At 41.0% G+C, this 15,985-nt stretch carries 16 protein-coding genes; 13 read left to right on the forward strand and 3 right to left on the reverse strand.

The window, feature by feature from the left end:
* The first annotated feature begins 10 nt into the window (after nt 1-10).
* The 13 genes from rpsH (at nt 11) to H3T57_RS01100 (ending at nt 7,667) form a co-directional block, all read left to right on the forward strand.
* A complete protein-coding gene (rpsH, locus tag H3T57_RS01040) occupies nt 11-409 on the forward strand; it encodes a 30S ribosomal protein S8 (protein WP_110438392.1) in 399 nt (132 codons plus the stop codon).
* Between the two features lie 12 nt (nt 410-421).
* Nucleotides 422-955 (forward strand): 50S ribosomal protein L6, encoded by a 534-nt coding sequence (gene rplF, locus H3T57_RS01045; protein ID WP_110438391.1) that lies wholly within the window; start codon nt 422-424, stop codon nt 953-955.
* Entirely contained in the window at nt 955-1,317 is a 363-nt protein-coding gene (rplR, locus tag H3T57_RS01050; RefSeq protein WP_110438390.1) for a 50S ribosomal protein L18, read from the forward strand. The genes rplF and rplR overlap by 1 nt, the downstream gene beginning before the upstream one ends.
* Nucleotides 1,318-1,329: 12 nt before the next feature.
* Complete coding sequence (gene rpsE, locus H3T57_RS01055; RefSeq protein WP_110438389.1) at nt 1,330-1,908, forward strand: 30S ribosomal protein S5; 579 nt, start codon at nt 1,330-1,332, stop codon at nt 1,906-1,908.
* Entirely contained in the window at nt 1,901-2,083 is a 183-nt protein-coding gene (rpmD, locus tag H3T57_RS01060) for a 50S ribosomal protein L30 (RefSeq protein ID WP_122123900.1), read from the forward strand. The genes rpsE and rpmD overlap by 8 nt, the downstream gene beginning before the upstream one ends.
* Nucleotides 2,084-2,572 carry a 50S ribosomal protein L15 gene (gene rplO, locus H3T57_RS01065; RefSeq protein WP_110438387.1) on the forward strand — a complete coding sequence of 163 codons (489 nt, stop codon included), beginning with the start codon at nt 2,084-2,086 and terminating at the stop codon, nt 2,570-2,572.
* Between the two features lie 135 nt (nt 2,573-2,707).
* On the forward strand, nt 2,708-4,057 hold the full coding sequence (gene secY, locus H3T57_RS01070; protein ID WP_155567186.1) for a preprotein translocase subunit SecY: 1,350 nt from the start codon (nt 2,708-2,710) through the stop codon (nt 4,055-4,057).
* Nucleotides 4,054-4,710, forward strand: coding sequence for an adenylate kinase (locus tag H3T57_RS01075; RefSeq protein WP_198192675.1), 657 nt, complete (start codon nt 4,054-4,056; stop codon nt 4,708-4,710). The genes secY and H3T57_RS01075 overlap by 4 nt, the downstream gene beginning before the upstream one ends.
* A 194-nt stretch (nt 4,711-4,904) precedes the next feature.
* Nucleotides 4,905-5,282: a 30S ribosomal protein S13 gene (gene rpsM, locus H3T57_RS01080; RefSeq protein WP_198192683.1), complete on the forward strand. Its 378-nt coding sequence runs from the start codon at nt 4,905-4,907 to the stop codon at nt 5,280-5,282.
* Nucleotides 5,283-5,334: 52 nt separating this feature from the next.
* Nucleotides 5,335-5,727 carry a 30S ribosomal protein S11 gene (gene rpsK / locus H3T57_RS01085; RefSeq protein WP_110438383.1) on the forward strand — a complete coding sequence of 131 codons (393 nt, stop codon included), beginning with the start codon at nt 5,335-5,337 and terminating at the stop codon, nt 5,725-5,727.
* A 122-nt stretch (nt 5,728-5,849) separates the two neighbouring features.
* Entirely contained in the window at nt 5,850-6,869 is a 1,020-nt protein-coding gene (locus H3T57_RS01090; protein WP_110438382.1) for a DNA-directed RNA polymerase subunit alpha, read from the forward strand.
* A gap of 29 nt (nt 6,870-6,898) precedes the next feature.
* Nucleotides 6,899-7,324, forward strand: coding sequence for a 50S ribosomal protein L17 (gene rplQ / locus H3T57_RS01095; RefSeq protein WP_198192685.1), 426 nt, complete (start codon nt 6,899-6,901; stop codon nt 7,322-7,324).
* A gap of 163 nt (nt 7,325-7,487) precedes the next feature.
* Entirely contained in the window at nt 7,488-7,667 is a 180-nt protein-coding gene (locus tag H3T57_RS01100) for a DUF1328 family protein (protein ID WP_155567182.1), read from the forward strand.
* A gap of 346 nt (nt 7,668-8,013) precedes the next feature.
* On the opposite strand, the gene H3T57_RS01105 is transcribed toward H3T57_RS01100, so the two are convergent.
* From H3T57_RS01105 to H3T57_RS01115, 3 genes are read right to left on the reverse strand one after another with little or no spacing between them, the layout of a single operon-like run.
* Nucleotides 8,014-9,561, reverse strand: a complete 1,548-nt coding sequence (locus tag H3T57_RS01105; protein ID WP_198192688.1) for an efflux transporter outer membrane subunit — start codon at nt 9,559-9,561, stop codon at nt 8,014-8,016.
* Nucleotides 9,539-12,808 (reverse strand): efflux RND transporter permease subunit, encoded by a 3,270-nt coding sequence (locus H3T57_RS01110; protein WP_198192690.1) that lies wholly within the window; start codon nt 12,806-12,808, stop codon nt 9,539-9,541. The genes H3T57_RS01105 and H3T57_RS01110 overlap by 23 nt, the downstream gene beginning before the upstream one ends.
* Nucleotides 12,805-15,960 carry an efflux RND transporter permease subunit gene (locus H3T57_RS01115; protein ID WP_198192691.1) on the reverse strand — a complete coding sequence of 1,052 codons (3,156 nt, stop codon included), beginning with the start codon at nt 15,958-15,960 and terminating at the stop codon, nt 12,805-12,807. The genes H3T57_RS01110 and H3T57_RS01115 overlap by 4 nt, the downstream gene beginning before the upstream one ends.
* Nucleotides 15,961-15,985 lie beyond the last annotated feature (25 nt).

Genomic DNA, 15,985 nt, shown 5'->3' on the forward strand with positions numbered 1-15,985 from the left:
GGATATATAGATGTCATTATCTGATCCATTGGGTGATATGCTCACCCGTATACGTAATGCACAATCAGCTCGTCATTCATTTTGTGTGGTTCCCGCTTCTAATTTGAGAGTTAATGTTTTGGAAGCATTAAAGCGTGAAGGTTATATTCGCGGATATAAGAAAGAAGAGCTTCGCAAGGGAATAAGCCAGCTTCGCATTGAATTGAAGTATTCTGAAGGTGCTCCTGTTATTAAAGAAATTCAGAGAGTATCTAAACCAGGTCGTCGCGTTTATTCTAAAATTAAAGAATTGCCACGTGTTTATGGCGGCCTTGGAGTATCCATTTTGTCAACACCTCAGGGTGTTTTATCTGATATTGAAGCACGTGCCGCCAATGTTGGTGGTGAAGTGCTCTGTCGTGTATTCTAAGAGGAGGGATCAATGTCACGTGTAGGCAAAAATCCCGTGCAGATTCCGCAAGGGGTACAAGTTTCTCTGAAAGACGGTAAAATTGTTGTCAAAGGTAAAAGAGGCGAATTGTCTCTGCCTGTATCTGAACATATTGAAACTGTTATTGAAGATAATCAGGTTACTGTTAAGCCAAAAGATGATGGTGTTGCCGCAAGAACAATGTGGGGCACTACCAGAGCATTAATTGCGAATATGGTCAAAGGTGTTTCCGAAGGTTATACCAAGGCCCTGGAAATCACGGGAACTGGGTTTCGTGCCGCTGTTCAAGGTTCAAATCTTGTTATGAATCTTGGTTATTCACACGATGTTGTTTATCCAATTCCATCTGATATTAAAATTACAACGCCACGTCCAACGGCAATTGTTGTTGAAGGTAATGATAAACAACGTGTTGGTCAAATCGCACTGGATATACGTAATTTTAGAAAACCTGAACCTTATAAAGGTAAAGGTGTTCGTTATGAAGATGAGATTATACGTCGCAAAGAAGGCAAGAAAAAATAATGGGTATGCAACGTGAATTACAAACGCGCCGTCGCAGACGGTTGCGTTATCAGCTTCGTCAGAAAGGAAACGGGCGTCCACGTCTTTCGGTTTTCCGTTCAAGCAAAAATATTTATGCTCAAGTTATTGACGATATGGCTGGTAAGACTTTAGTTGCTGCTTCAACTTTGGATGCAGCGGCTAAAGAACAAATTAAAACTGGAGCTGATATTAATGCTGCTCGTGTCGTAGGCAAGTTGATTGCTGAGCGTGCAAAGGCAGCAGGATTGGAACAGGTCGTATTTGATCGTGGCTCCTATATTTATCATGGGCGTGTAAAAGCGCTTGCTGAGGCTGCCCGTGAGGGCGGGCTCTCGTTCTAAAAGGAGTCGCGAATGGCACGTGAAGTGAAAGAAGGCGGTCGCGGTGGACGTGAACGTGAAAATGAAGATTTGATCGACAAATTGGTATCGATTAATCGTGTTGCTAAAGTTGTAAAAGGTGGTCGACGCTTTGCCTTTGCTGCATTGGTCGTCGTTGGTGATCAGCGTGGACGTGTAGGATATGGTGCCGGTAAAGCCAGAGAGGTGCCTGAAGCAATCCGCAAGGCAACTGAGCAGGCTAAAAAATCAATGATACGTGTTCCCATGAAAGAAGGCAGAACATTGCATCATGATGTGCAAGGTTTTTATGGCGCCGGTAAGGTCGTGTTAAGATCTGCCGATTCGGGAACTGGTATTATTGCTGGCGGTCCAATGCGTGCGGTTTTTGAAAGCCTTGGAATTAATGATGTTGTTGCGAAATCAACAGGTTCACGTAATCCACATAATATGGTAAAGGCAACTTTTGATGCATTGCGAAGATGTGCAAGTCCAAGAGTTGTTGCAGCAAGACGTGGAAAGAAGGTGTCTGAAATTCTTGGTCGCCGTGATTCTGGTCATGCGTCTCAAAATGCGGAGGCTGTAAATGGCTAGTAATACGGTAAAAGTAACTCAGATAGCATCTGCAATTGGTCGTAAGAAAGATCAAAAGCAAACATTGACTGGTCTTGGTTTGAATCGTGTTGGTGCAACCCGTGAGTTGGAAAATACACCAGCTGTCCAGGGAATGATCAATAAGATTCGCCACCTCGTTAAGGTGGAGGGATAAATGAATCTAAATGAACTTCGTGATAATGCCGGAGCGAGATACCGTAAAAAACGTCTTGGACGAGGTATTGGTTCTGGTAAAGGCAAAACATCAGGTAAAGGCGTGAAAGGTCAGTTGGCACGTTCAGGTGTGGCAATCAATGGCTTTGAAGGTGGACAGCTTCCACTTTACCGTCGTATGCCAAAAAGAGGGTTCAAGAATATTTTTCGCAAAAATTATGTGGAAATTAATCTTCGGACCCTTTCATCCGCTATTGAGCAGGGCAAATTGAATGCATCATCTTTAATCGATGAAAAAGCATTGCGTGAAGCCGGTTTATTTAAGGGAAAAAAATACTCTGGCGTTTGTTTGCTTGCTAATGGAAATCTAAATCAGGCCATCAACTTGGAAGTGTCAAGAGCATCAGCGGCAGCTGTTGAAGCGGTTAAAAAAGCTGGTGGTTCTCTAAAGCTTTTATCGTCATCTGGGGATGTTTCTGCAGATGCCTAGGAAATGAAGAGGTAATATAATTTAAGTTTGATCAATTTTTAGATCAAAACATTATGTTACATTCTAATTTTAAGGTAAAATTACAGCGTCCCGTTTTGTTACGGTGACGCTGTTTTTTTTGAAAGGATAAAAATTATGGCCTCTATGGCCGAACAACTAGCGGCGAATATTAATGTCAGTGCGTTTTCTAAAGCAACTGAATTAAAAAAGCGTATTTGGTTTACATTGGGTGCGTTAATTATTTACCGTCTAGGTACCTATATCCCGGTTCCGGGAGTGGATGCTACGGTAATGGCACAATTGCTGGCTAAACACCAGGGCGGTATTCTTGGTATGTTTGACATGTTCAGTGGTGGCGCCTTGGGTCGCATGACCATTTTTGCCCTGAACATCATGCCCTATATTAGTGCATCTATTATCATTCAGTTGATGTCCTCTGCGATGCCATCTCTTGAAGCCTTGAAAAAGGAAGGGGAGCAAGGACGTAAAAAGCTTAATCAATATACACGTTACCTGACGGTTTTCATTGCTTTATTCCAGGCTTATGGAATTGCCATTGGGTTGGAAAGTATGAAAAGTCCCGCAGGTTCTGCCGTTACCAATCCGGGGATGCTTTTTCTGTTAACCTGCGTCATCACGCTGGTTGGGGGAACAATGTTTTTGATGTGGTTGGGGGAACAAATCACGGCACGCGGGGTAGGTAATGGAATATCATTGATTATTTTTGCCGGTATTGTCGCCAATTTACCAACGGCTTTGGCAAGTTTATTTCAATTGGGTTACACTGGCGCTTTGTCTCCATTTTTTGTCGTTGCATTTCTTGTATTGGCAGCGGTTACAATCGCCTTTATCGTGTTTATGGAACAGGCGCAAAGAAGAGTTGTCATACAATATCCCAAACGGCAGGTTGGGCAACGCATGTATGGTGGTGATTCAACACATATGCCATTAAAAGTTAATACCGCTGGGGTTATACCGCCTATTTTTGCGTCTTCAGTTTTATTGATACCTGTAACAATAGCTGGATTTCTATCAAATGAATCGACACCTGGATGGTTGGCATATCTAGGACAGGAATTCGGTCAGGGTCATATTTTATATATGCTCTTTTATGCTGCCATGATTATTTTCTTCTCATATTTTTATGCGGCTGTATCCTTTAATCCCAAAGAAACGGCAGATAATTTACGAAAACAGGGTGGATTTATTCCTGGTATTCGTCCAGGTGCAAATACAGCAACCTATTTTGATAATATCCTGACACGGTTAACAACAATTGGAGCGCTATATCTTGTTGTTGTCTGTTTATTGCCACAATTTTTAATCAATCATTACAATGTACCCTTCTATTTTGGTGGAACCAGTTTGATAATCATAGTTTCCGTGACAATAGATACGGTAACGCAGGTTCAATCCCATTTGGTTGCGCACCAATATCAGGGTCTATTACGCAAATCTCGGTTTGGAAAAGGAAAAAAACGGTGAAGCTAATATTTTTGGGCCCGCCAGGGGCAGGTAAAGGGACGCAGGCTCAACGTTTGTCAGAAAAATATCATATCGCGCAAATCTCCACAGGAGATATGCTGAGGGCTGAGGTGAAATCAGGGTCAGAAATCGGGAAAAAAGCTAAGGATATTATGGATAAGGGGTTATTGTTTCCTGATGATCTGATGGTTGAAATGATTGCAAAAAGAATTAAAAAGGATGATTGTAAAAACGGTTTCATCCTTGATGGTTTTCCTCGCAATGTGAGTCAAGCAAAAGCGTTGGATAAAATGTTTGTCTCTGAACATCTGAAGCTTGATGCTGTATTACTATTAAAAGTGGATGAGGAAATGCTTGCAGAGCGAATTTCCAACCGGTTTAGTTGTGCAAAATGTGGTGCCAGTTATAATAAACTTTTTAAAAAACCAAAAAAAGATGGAGTCTGTGATGTCTGCGGTTCAACGGAATTTGTCTCAAGAGCTGATGATAATAAAGATACCGTTCTGGAACGTTTAAGGGTCTATCGCGAACAGACCGCTCCCTTATTGCCATATTATGAAGAAAAAAAATGCTTGTATCCCATTGATGGTATGAAAAATGTGGAGGAGGTGACAAAAGATATTGATTTAATTTTAAAAAAAAATAAAATGTAAGTTTATATTTTTGTGAAAAAATTATCATACTATATTGACTCTGTTAGTATGAAAGTTATATTGATGCTTTTAAAAGTATTTCAAACACGTTAGCTATTAATGAAACAGTTATTGATCTCGTAACTGTTGCTTTTTTAGTGGCTAGCTGTTAAGAATAGACCTAAATTATTAAGGCTAATTAAGGAGTATTGGGCGTGGCGCGTATTGCCGGCGTAAACATCCCGACGAATAAGCGGGTAACCATTGGTCTGCGTTATATATACGGCATTGGGCCGACAAAAGCGCAGGAAATTTGTAATAAATTGTCAATTCCTGACGAACGTAGGGTGAACGAACTTTCAGATGATGAGGTTCTGAAAATCCGTGAGTTAATTGATAGTGAGTATCAGGTTGAGGGTGATCTTCGTCGTGAAGTTTCGATGAATATCAAGCGTTTGATGGACTTGGGATGTTATCGTGGATTGCGTCATCGTCGTGGTTTGCCTGTAAGAGGCCAGAGAACTCACACAAATGCTCGTACACGTAAGGGTAAGGCGGTTGCTATTGCTGGTAAGAAAAAAGTAACACGTTAACCCTTGGTTTGTTTTAATTTTTTATAACTAAACGGACAGGATAATAAAAGCCATGGCGAAACCCGCCACACCGCGTCTCAGAAAAAAAGAACGCAAAAACATTACTTCTGGCGTAGCGCATGTTTTGTCTACGTTTAATAATACGATGATCACTATCTCTGATGTTCAAGGAAATGCAATTTCATGGTCTTCAGCGGGTGCTCAGGGATTTAAAGGTTCACGCAAATCTACACCTTATGCAGCACAGGTTGCAGCTGAGGATGCGGGACGTAAAGCTCGTGAACATGGTATGGAAACTCTTGAAATTGAAGTGTCTGGACCGGGATCTGGACGTGAAAGCGCATTGCGTGCTTTACAGGCGGTAGGTTTTACGGTTACTTCAATCCGGGATACCACACCAGTGCCACATAACGGATGTCGTCCACGTAAACGTCGTCGCGTTTAATAGTTCGTATATTATTTTCAATCAATAATGAATGGAAATAATATTCAAGTAACAAAAGCTGACTTCGAGGTTAAGATTTTGTTACTTTTTTTGGTAATAATTTGAATTGAAAGGCCACCACCTTGGTCCTCCAGAAAAACTGGCAATCTCTTATTAAGCCGGAGAAGCTGGAAGTCGAACCGGGCTCGGCGTCACAAAATGTGGCGACCGTGGTGGCGGAGCCGCTTGAACGTGGCTTCGGCATGACGCTCGGTAATGCGCTTCGGCGAGTACTTTTATCTTCTCTTCAAGGGGCTGCTGTTACAGCTGTTCGTATTGATGGCGTTCTTCATGAATTCTCATCAGTCAATGGTGTGCGGGAAGATGTCACGGATATTGTCCTGAATGTTAAGCAACTGGCCATACGTATGCACAGTGATGGTCCAAAACGGATGATTTTGTCCGCGGTAGGTCCGGGGCAAGTTACAGCTGGACAGATTCAGACAGATCATGATATTGAAATCATGAATCCTGATCTTGTGATTTGCACACTTGATGATGGAATAAAGTTGGGTATGGAATTTACCGTTGAAATGGGTAAAGGTTATGTACCTGCCTCTACTAACCGTCAGGAGGATGCTCCGATTGGGATGATTCCAATTGACGCGATATATTCACCTGTTCGTCGCGTTTCCTATAAAGTTGAGCCAACCCGTGTTGGTCAGGTAACAGATTATGACAAGCTGTTATTGACTTTGGAAACAGATGGTTCTGTAACGCCTGAAAATGCCGTAGCTTTGGCTGCGCGTATTCTGCAAGATCAGTTCCAGCTTTTTATCAATTTCGATGAGCCTAAACCAGTCGTGACGGAAGAGCCTAAGGAAGAGCTTCCATTCAATCGTAATTTATTGCGCAAAGTTGATGAGCTTGAATTGTCAGTTCGTAGCGCCAACTGTCTCAAGAATGATAACATTGTGTATATTGGCGACCTGGTGCAGCGGACAGAGCAAGAAATGTTACGCACTCCTAATTTTGGTCGCAAGTCATTGAATGAAATCAAGGAAGTTCTTTCTTCAATGGGATTGTCATTGGGAATGAATGTGCCTGCTTGGCCACCAGAAAATATTGAAGAGTTAGCTAAACGGCTGGATGAGCTGTTTTAAGCATAGTATGATAGAAGAGGATTGAAATTATGCGTCACGGTATATCCGGCCGTAAATTGGGTGTGACTTCATCGCATCGCCTTGCAATGTTCAGAAATATGGCCGTTGCATTAATTAAGCATGAACAGATTACAACGACTTTGCCAAAAGCTAAGGAATTACGTCCTGTTGTCGAGAAACTTGTGACATTGGGAAAACGTGGTGATTTGCATGCACGTAGACAGGCTTATGCCATGTTGCGTGACGAGACTATTGTTGCCAAGTTATTTTCTGTTATCGCTGATCGTTACAAAGCGCGTCAAGGTGGATATTTGCGTGTGTTGAAAGCGGGTGTTCGTTATGGTGATGCTGCTGATATGGCAATTATCGAATTTATTGAACGTGATGTAAATGCAAAAGGGCTTGACAGTGGACCAAAGCCCACTGATGAAGATTCAGACGAGTTAGCTGCATAATATTAAAATACCCTTTTGATTTTTAAAAAGAGATAGGTTTCTATCTCTTTTTTTGTTTGTAATGAACAAAATTGGGATTATAATTAAGTTGTAAAAAAAATATATGTTAACGCGTTAGGCTTTTGGTAGAATCTTGGGATAGATTGAAAAGGAGAGCCGGGATATGCTTAAAATTGCATTTACTTGTCTTTTAATTGCTTTATTGGCTTGGCTTCTTGGTTTTACAAGTGTGGCAATTATAGCAGCAGGTATTGCTAAGATTATATTTTTTATTGCACTGTTATTCGCTTTTTTATTTTTTATCCTTGCGTTTTTGGTTGGAAGAAAATTACTTAATAATTAATTTCTTGAGATGTTGGGTTATAAATTATTTTTAGTGATATGTTAAAATAATTTATTTGTTTGTCATTTTTTAGGGACATGAAACAAAGACAGGGAATGAGTTCGCAGTATTAAGTTTAAAATATCATTGATTTAAAAATGTCTTAAATATTGGTTTTTTATAAGAAACCAATTTTATTATGTAAATTTTTTTATGGTAGATTAATATAATTTACATGTTTGATTTTAAATCAAATATTTTAGGATTTTGGAAATTGTTCAAAATTAAAAAACCTTCTTCCTGAAAAAAATGAAATCACTAACAAATTATTATTTATTAAAATGATTTCATTTTTTGTATAATAGAACTAGTTTTTGTTTTGCTGTAATACAGGAGGTATAAAAGGTATATTGGAGGTTAAAGAGGATTTGCTTGGCAATCGATCATCTTTCCAGCCACCTCCAAGGCTTTCGATCAACAAGACGCTGTCCACCATTTGCTGTTGCCGTATTCCAAGAACTGTCTGCTGATTATTTAATAAAGCGACTTGTTGAGTTACAACAGTGGTATAATCGTGAGTGCCGCTCATATATTGCCCCAGGGCTACTTTAAGGGCTTTGTCAGCGTATTCAACGGCTGCTTGTTGCTGGATTTTTTGATCGGCCAGGATATTAAGGTTAGATAGTTGATCCTCGACGGATTGCAAGGCCGCAAGAATGGTTTGCCTATATTGAGCCACAGAAGCGTCATATTGTGCCTCTGCCTGTTTGACCATTGAACTTCTTACCCCGCCATCAAACAAGTTTTCTGAAGCGGATGCCCCCAAAGACCAGATGCGGTTGGCAACTTGAACAAGGCTGCCCACCGGATTGCCACTATAGGATAAATTGGCTGATAAGGTTACATCGGGGAAAAACGCTGCAATAGCAGCTCCTATCTGGGCATTTTTTTCTTGCATATGGCGTTCGGCTGAAGCTATATCAGGCCTTCTTTGTAATAAAATGGATGGAACACCTACTGGAATTTGAGGTATGTTGTCATTTAAAATACCGTGAGGAATTGATAAATTTGCCGGGGGCTTTCCAATTAGAGTGGCAATAGCATGTTCGTATTGGGCTCGAGAAATACTTGCAGCAGTCAATTGTGCCCTGGTTTGCTCAAGCTGTGTCTGTGCCTGTAATAATGCCGTGGGTTCAATAACACCGGCATTATGTTGATCCTGGGTTACTTTTAAGGATTGCTCATAGGCTTTAACGGTTTTTTGCAATAAATCGATTAATGAATCTTGATATCGCAAGTTAAAATAGGTCTGGGCCAACTGGCTTTGATAAGATAGTCTGGCATTGGCAAGATCTGCGGCACTGGCTTGTGCAGCGGCAACCTGACTTTCCGTGTTACGTCGTATTTTTCCCCAAAGATCGAGATCCCAGCTCGCAGAAGTTTGTAATGCATAAGTATTTCTGGTCATCCCGGTCGAATAATTAATATTTCCGCCCCCATTACCAATACTTCTTGCACCACCGCCGTTACCTTGACGATCAAAATTCATGCCAAGATTTAATGTTGGGTATAGAGCTGCCTTAGTTTGGTCAATCAATGCACGCGCATAACGATAATTTGCTTCTGTCTGTTTTAAATTCTGGTTGGAAATATCAACCTGTTCTTCCAGCTGATTAAGAACAGGATCATTATAGATAGTCCACCATTCACCTTTAGGAAAGGCGGCGACACTGGGATTGGCTGTCTGCCATCCGTTAACTGGTTTTAATTCCTTGAACCGTTGTGAAATGATTGGAGCGGGACGATGATAATTTGGTCCAACCATACAGCCGCTTAGCAAAAAAAAGAAAGTGGTCCCCACATATCGTAAGGAGAACAGGTTGATGCCCCTATTATGCACGTTGTTGTCCCCCATGAAAAAATAGCCTCTTTAACAGACGGTTATGTCGTAATCGATCCATATAGATATAAATTACTGGGGTTGTATACAAGGTTAGAGCCTGACTGACCACTAAACCCCCTACAATCGCGATTCCAAGTGGACGTCTGATCTCGCAACCATATCCATTGGAAAGAATAAGAGGAACTGCACCAAATGCAGCTGCAACGGTAGTCATGAGAATGGGACGAAAACGTAATTTACATGCTAGTAAAATTGCTGATTTTGTATCCATGTTTTCTGACTCTTCTGCCTTGATAGCGAAATCAACCAAAAGAATGGCATTCTTTTTGACAATCCCAATAAGTAGGATAATGCCAATCATGGTTATAATAGTAAATTCTTCCCCGAACAGATCAAGCGCCAGTAATGCGCCAACACCTGCCGAGGGAAGGGTGGATAGAATTGTTAAAGGATGGATGTAGCTTTCATATAATATACCCAGTGTAATGTAAACGGCGGCAATTGCGGCAAATATGATAATGATATTATTTTTGATGCTGCTCTGGAACTGGGCTGCATTGCCAGAAAAACTTCCTGCTATATTTTTTGGTAAATGAATTTTGACGGTTTCCGTTTTGATGAGTTGAATGGCATCGCTCAGTGATTTTCCTTTTGCCAAGTTAAATGATAAAGTCGCGGCAACGAACATACCCTGATGATTGACTGATAATGAGGTCAATGCTTTGTTCTGGTTAGTGACAAAAGATAATGGGATCATGGTTTCATGATTGGTGGAGACAGCTGAACCATTGGATGCACCATTACCTCCGGCAAGTCTATTCGCGATCTGGTTTCTAAAGTTTTCCTGCTCGATTTTATCCTCTTGACTTAAAAATGCATTCGATTTGACACGGATTGTATTTGATACGGTTCCGCCACCGGGTGATCCTCCTGCAACACTGACCCATACCTGATTCAAGGCACCGGTATGAGGGGCGTAACGCGGATCTGTTTCCATAATGACCCGATATTGGTTTAACGGATTATAAATAATTGAAGCGGCACGCTGTCCAAAAGAATCAAACAACGTATTTGAAATAAGTTGTGGTGTTAAGTTAACTCGTGCGGCTGTATCCCGAAGAATATCAATATTGATTGCCTCACCTCCCTGTTGGACATCGGAAGAGACATCTGTGATGATACCGGGATGCTTTTTTAGTGCTTCAACAAGTTTGGGCATCCATTTATATAATTCGCTAGAGGAATCTGATTGTAAAGTATATTGATAGTTTGCGTTACTTGAACGCCCGCCTACATGTAATATATTGGGAGGGAAAATATAGAATTTCGCGCCAACCATATTTTGTAATTTTTTAGAAAGTCGCGCTTGAGTTTCAAAAATATTATTTTTTCGTAACTTTTTATCTTTTAAGGAAATAAAGATATTTCCCTGATTGACCGCTTTGCCTCCGGTAAAGGAGGAAATGGATGCAATATCCGGATCATTTATAAGTATTTTCTGAACAAACTGGATTTTTTCTTTCATGTTTTGAAAGGAAATGGATTGATCGCCCTGAAGATGGCATAACAAAACCCCGATATCCTCATTAGGCATGAAACCTTTAGGCATGGTTATAAAAAGAAAAATCATCAGGATAATCGTTGCAGGAATTGATAGGACAACAAGAAGGGGATATTTAAGGATGTGCGAAAGAGTGCTTTGATAGAGTTGATCACAATAATCAAATAATTTTATAAAATAATGATTAATTTTATATCCCCGTTTATTATTGTTTCCTTGGTGTCGCATAAGAATAAAGGCACACATCATGGGAGTTAGGGTCAGGGAAAGGATCATCGAAATAATCAGGGTTATGGAAAGGGTCATGGCAAATTCATGAAACAATTTTCCTATCAAACCACCCATCAGCAATATCGGCAGGAACACGGCAATCAAAGATATAGTGATCGAGATTACCGTAAACGAGACTTCCTTTGCGCCATATAAAGCGGCAGCTTTGGGAGATATACCATTCTCCAAATGCCGGTTTATATTTTCCAGCACAACAATGGCATCATCCACGACAAAGCCGGTTGCGATGGTTAGCGCCATTAAGGAAAACGTATCAAGTGAATAACCCAATAATTTAAGAATGGCAAATGTGGAGATAATGGAGGCTGGCAAAACAACGGCAGGAATAATAATGGCTCGAATGTTTCTTAGAAAAACCAGAACAACCGTTATGACTAGAACAATGGATATGACCAATGTCATTTGGGTATCAAACAGGGTTGCCCTGATTGTGGTTGAACGATCAATGGCAATGTGCAGATTCACATCGGTAGGTAAGGCTGCCTTTATCAATGATAACTTTTTATGAATCAAACTGGTTGTCTTGATGACATTACTACCGGCTTGAGGGAAAATAACCAGAATGATGGAGCGTTTATCGTTATAATATCCCGCATGATGTAAGTCTTCAACATCGTCTTTTACTTTTGAGATGTTCTCTAACATGACAGGGGCATGATTTCTGTATGCAATTACGAGGTTTCGATAGGCTTCAGCCTTTGTTGCCTGGTCATTGGTTGCTAATTGATAGCGTTTGTCACCTTCTTCAATAAAACCTTTGGGTGTATGAGCGTTGGTTGATGCCAGTGCCGCCCTGACATCTTCAAATCCAATACCGTATTTGTAAAGGGCATGCGGGTTTAGTTCAATTCTGACTGCCGGTAGTGAACTTCCCCCCAGTTCAACTTGCCCGACCCCTTTGATACTTGAGAGCTGGTGTTGCAAAACAGTTGTCGCATAATCATAAAGCTGTGGCAAGGTTTTGGTCTTGGATGTCATGGCCAAGATCATGATGGGAGAGGTGGAGGGATTCATCTTGAAATAGGATGGATTGGAACGCATCGAAGAGGGAAGGTCGGCACGTGCGGCTTGTAAGGCGGCTTCTACATCCCTTGCCGCATTATTGATATCTTTGGAAAGATCGAATTGTAAAATGATCCTGACCTGGTTTTGGGTTGATTGTGAGGTCATTTCATTGGTGCCAGGTATCTGTCCCAGCCTTCTCTCCAATGGTGCAGCAATCGAGCTGGCAATTTCCTCTGGTGTGCCGCCCGCTTGTTGGGCACGTATCATGATTACAGGAAAATCCACGTTGGGGAGATCAGAAACCGGTAATAGTTCGTAACCCAGTATACCTGTTAGAAATAATGTAACTGTGAGTAAAATTGTTGCAACAGGCCGTTGTATAAAGGGTTTTGCTATATTCATGATTCAGGTTTTTCATCAATTGGTTGGTGATTGGATAATGATGAAAAAAAATGATGCCCCCAGTTTTTAAGTCTTTCCATATATAGATAAATAATGGGAGTTGTAAAAAGAGTGAGCAATTGGCTGGCAAGAAGCCCCCAAAAAATGCTGATACCCAAAGGATGCCTTAGTTCAGATCCGGTTCCTGTTCCCAGCATCATGGGAATAGCCGCCAACATGGCCGCCAGGGTTGTCATCAGAATGGGCCTGAACCGTAGAAGTGCTGCCTGATGAATTGCCTCCAGTGAGGATTTCTTGTCTTTCCTTTCAGCCTCCAGCGCAAAATCAATCATCATAATGGCATTTTTTTTGACAATTCCAATTAATAGAATGATGCCAATAATTCCCATAATATCTAAATTGCATCCATCAATCCATAGTGCAAATAGTGCACCAATCGTGGCCGAGGGAAGGGTTGACAAAATAGTTATGGGATGAATGAAGCTTTCATAAAGAATGCCAAGGATAATATAAACAGCAATAATGGCCGCTATAACAAGAAACAATTCATTTTTAAGGCTCTTTTCAAATGCAGCCGCTATTCCTTGAAAACTGACCTGGAAGCTTGAGGGAAGATTCAGTTCCTTGTGGATGGAATTGATGATTTGTGTTGCCTCCCCCAGGGAATGACCCTTGTTGATGTTAAAGGAGATCGATATGGCTGGAAACTGACCGAAGTGGGTGACTAGAAGGGGTGCGGTGTCATGAGTGATTTTTGTCACCTGGGATAAAGGAACCAGACCAGAGGTTGGATTTCTTGTTGGACCAGAAGTTGAAGCGGAATTGTTGCCATTTATTCCGGGAAGATAAAGCTGGTTCAAAGAGGTCAAATGTTTTTGAAATTTTGGATCGGCTTCCAGAATGATCCTGTATTGGTTTGATTCTGTAAAAATAGTGGAAATTTGGCGTTGGCCAAAAGAGTCATATAAAACATTATCAATTGTTTGAGGTGTGATGGAATAACGAGCACCTGTGGCACGGTCAAGGGTGATATTGGCAACCAATCCCTGTGATTGCAGGTTTGAGGAGACATCGGAAAGGGCAGGTTCTTTTTGCAGACGGTTAACAATTTTAGGTACCCAGAGTTCAAGTTGCCTGTAATCCGGATTTTCGATCAAAATTTGATATTGGGTGGCTGAAAAAGTTGTTTCTAGCGAGAGATCTTGTATGGGTCGAAGATAAAGTTGTGTTCCAACAACCTGTTTTGATGCCCGGGTTATTCTTTTGATTGTTTTTTCAATAGATGTTTTACGTTCCTTTCGGTTTTTCAAATTGATTAAGAAACGTCCCTGATTAAGGGTCATATTCTGTCCGTCAATGCCGATAAATGATGAAAGGTTATCCACGTCTGGATCGTTTAAAATTGTGTTTGCCAGAGCTTTTTGCTTGTTTGCGACCGCTTTCAGCGAGGCATTTTGAGGCATGATGGATATGCCTTGTGCCATACCGTTATCTTGAACGGGAAAGAAACCTTTGGGGATGTAGTAAGCCATTATGAGGGTTATGACAAAGGTGCAACAGGTGATAAATAAGGTTAGAGGCTGGTGTTTGAAGACAAATTGTAGTCCGGTATTGTAAAATTCTATTATTCTGTCTATCACACGATCAAAAAAATAGTTGTTCTGTTTTTTTTCGGTTTCGGTCAGAATATGCGCACACAACATTGGAACCAGGGTTAGGGAAACAATGGCGGATATGATGATTGTAATAGACAGGGTAACTGCAAATTCGTAAAATAAGCGACCGATAATATCCCCCATGAATAATAGAGGGATAAGGACAGCGATTAAAGAAATCGTAAGCGATATGATTGTAAACCCTATTTCTTCTGACCCTTTTAAAGCGGCTTGAATCCGGTTTTCGCCCATTTCGATATATCGTGTAATGTTCTCTATCATAACAATTGCATCATCCACAACGAAACCGGTCGCTATTGTCAATGCCATCAAGGATAAATTATCTAGTGAGAAATTAAAAAGATACATTACCGCCAAGGTTCCGATCAAGGATAGGGGAACGGAAAGACTGGGAATGATTGTTGCGGAAATATTTCTTAAAAAGATAAAGATGACCAAAATAACCAAGATAATTGACAGAATGAGCTCAAATTTTACATCATGAATTGAAGCGCGAATGGATGTCGTGCGATCGGTTAATGGCGTTAATGTTATACCAGAAGGCAATGATTTTTTTAATTGTGGTAATATTTCATTGATATTGTTAACAACCGAGATGATATTGGCCTTGGGTTGTCGTTGTACATTTAAAATCAAGGCTGGTGTTTTATTTGCCCATGCCATCAATTGACTATTTTCTGGCCCGTTTATGACAGTGGCCACATCACGTAATCGAACAGGTCCATTATTGTTATAGGCGATAATTTGGTTAAGTAACTGTTCCGGATTTTTTATTTGTCCATTGGTCTGGATGGTGACGGCGCGTTTTGGGCCATCCAAATTTCCGGTGGGGGAATTGACATTAACGTTACCGATTGTTGTTCTGATACTGTCCAGATCAATTCCATATGAAGTTATTTTAGGAATATTGATTTGTACACGGATTGCCTTACGTTGTCCTCCTGATAGGGTAACCAGTCCTACCCCATTAATCTGGCTTATTTTTGTGGCCAACCTGTTATTAACGTAATCCTCAACCTCGGTCAGGGATAAAGATTTTGAAGTAATGCCAAGCGTAAGGATAGGTGTATCAGCAGGATTTACTTTTGCATAAACAGGAGGTGCAGGCAAATCAGTGGGCAAAAGGGAGTTGGCCTGATTGATCGCTTCTTGCACTTCCTGGGCCGCGACATCCATGGAGACTGAAAGATTGAATTGTAACGTGATGACTGAAGCCCCTCCAGAGGATTGGGAAATCATTTGATTTAATCCAGGGATGGATCCCAATTCACTTTCCAATGGTGCTGTGACCGAGGTCATCATGACATCCGGACTTGCGCCTGGATAAAATGTTGAAACGGTTATTGTTGGATAGTCAACATCAGGTAACGCGGACAGGGGTAAGAAACGATAGCCTAATATTCCGCAGATCATGATGGCAATCATAAGCAGGGTTGTTGCCACGGGGCGCAAAATAAAAAGGCGTGATGGATTCATAAAAATCTCGATTTATTTATAAACT

The sequence above is a fragment of the Commensalibacter sp. W6292M3 genome, from assembly GCF_016101315.1.
Taxonomy (GTDB): Bacteria; Pseudomonadota; Alphaproteobacteria; order Acetobacterales; family Acetobacteraceae; genus Commensalibacter; species Commensalibacter melissae.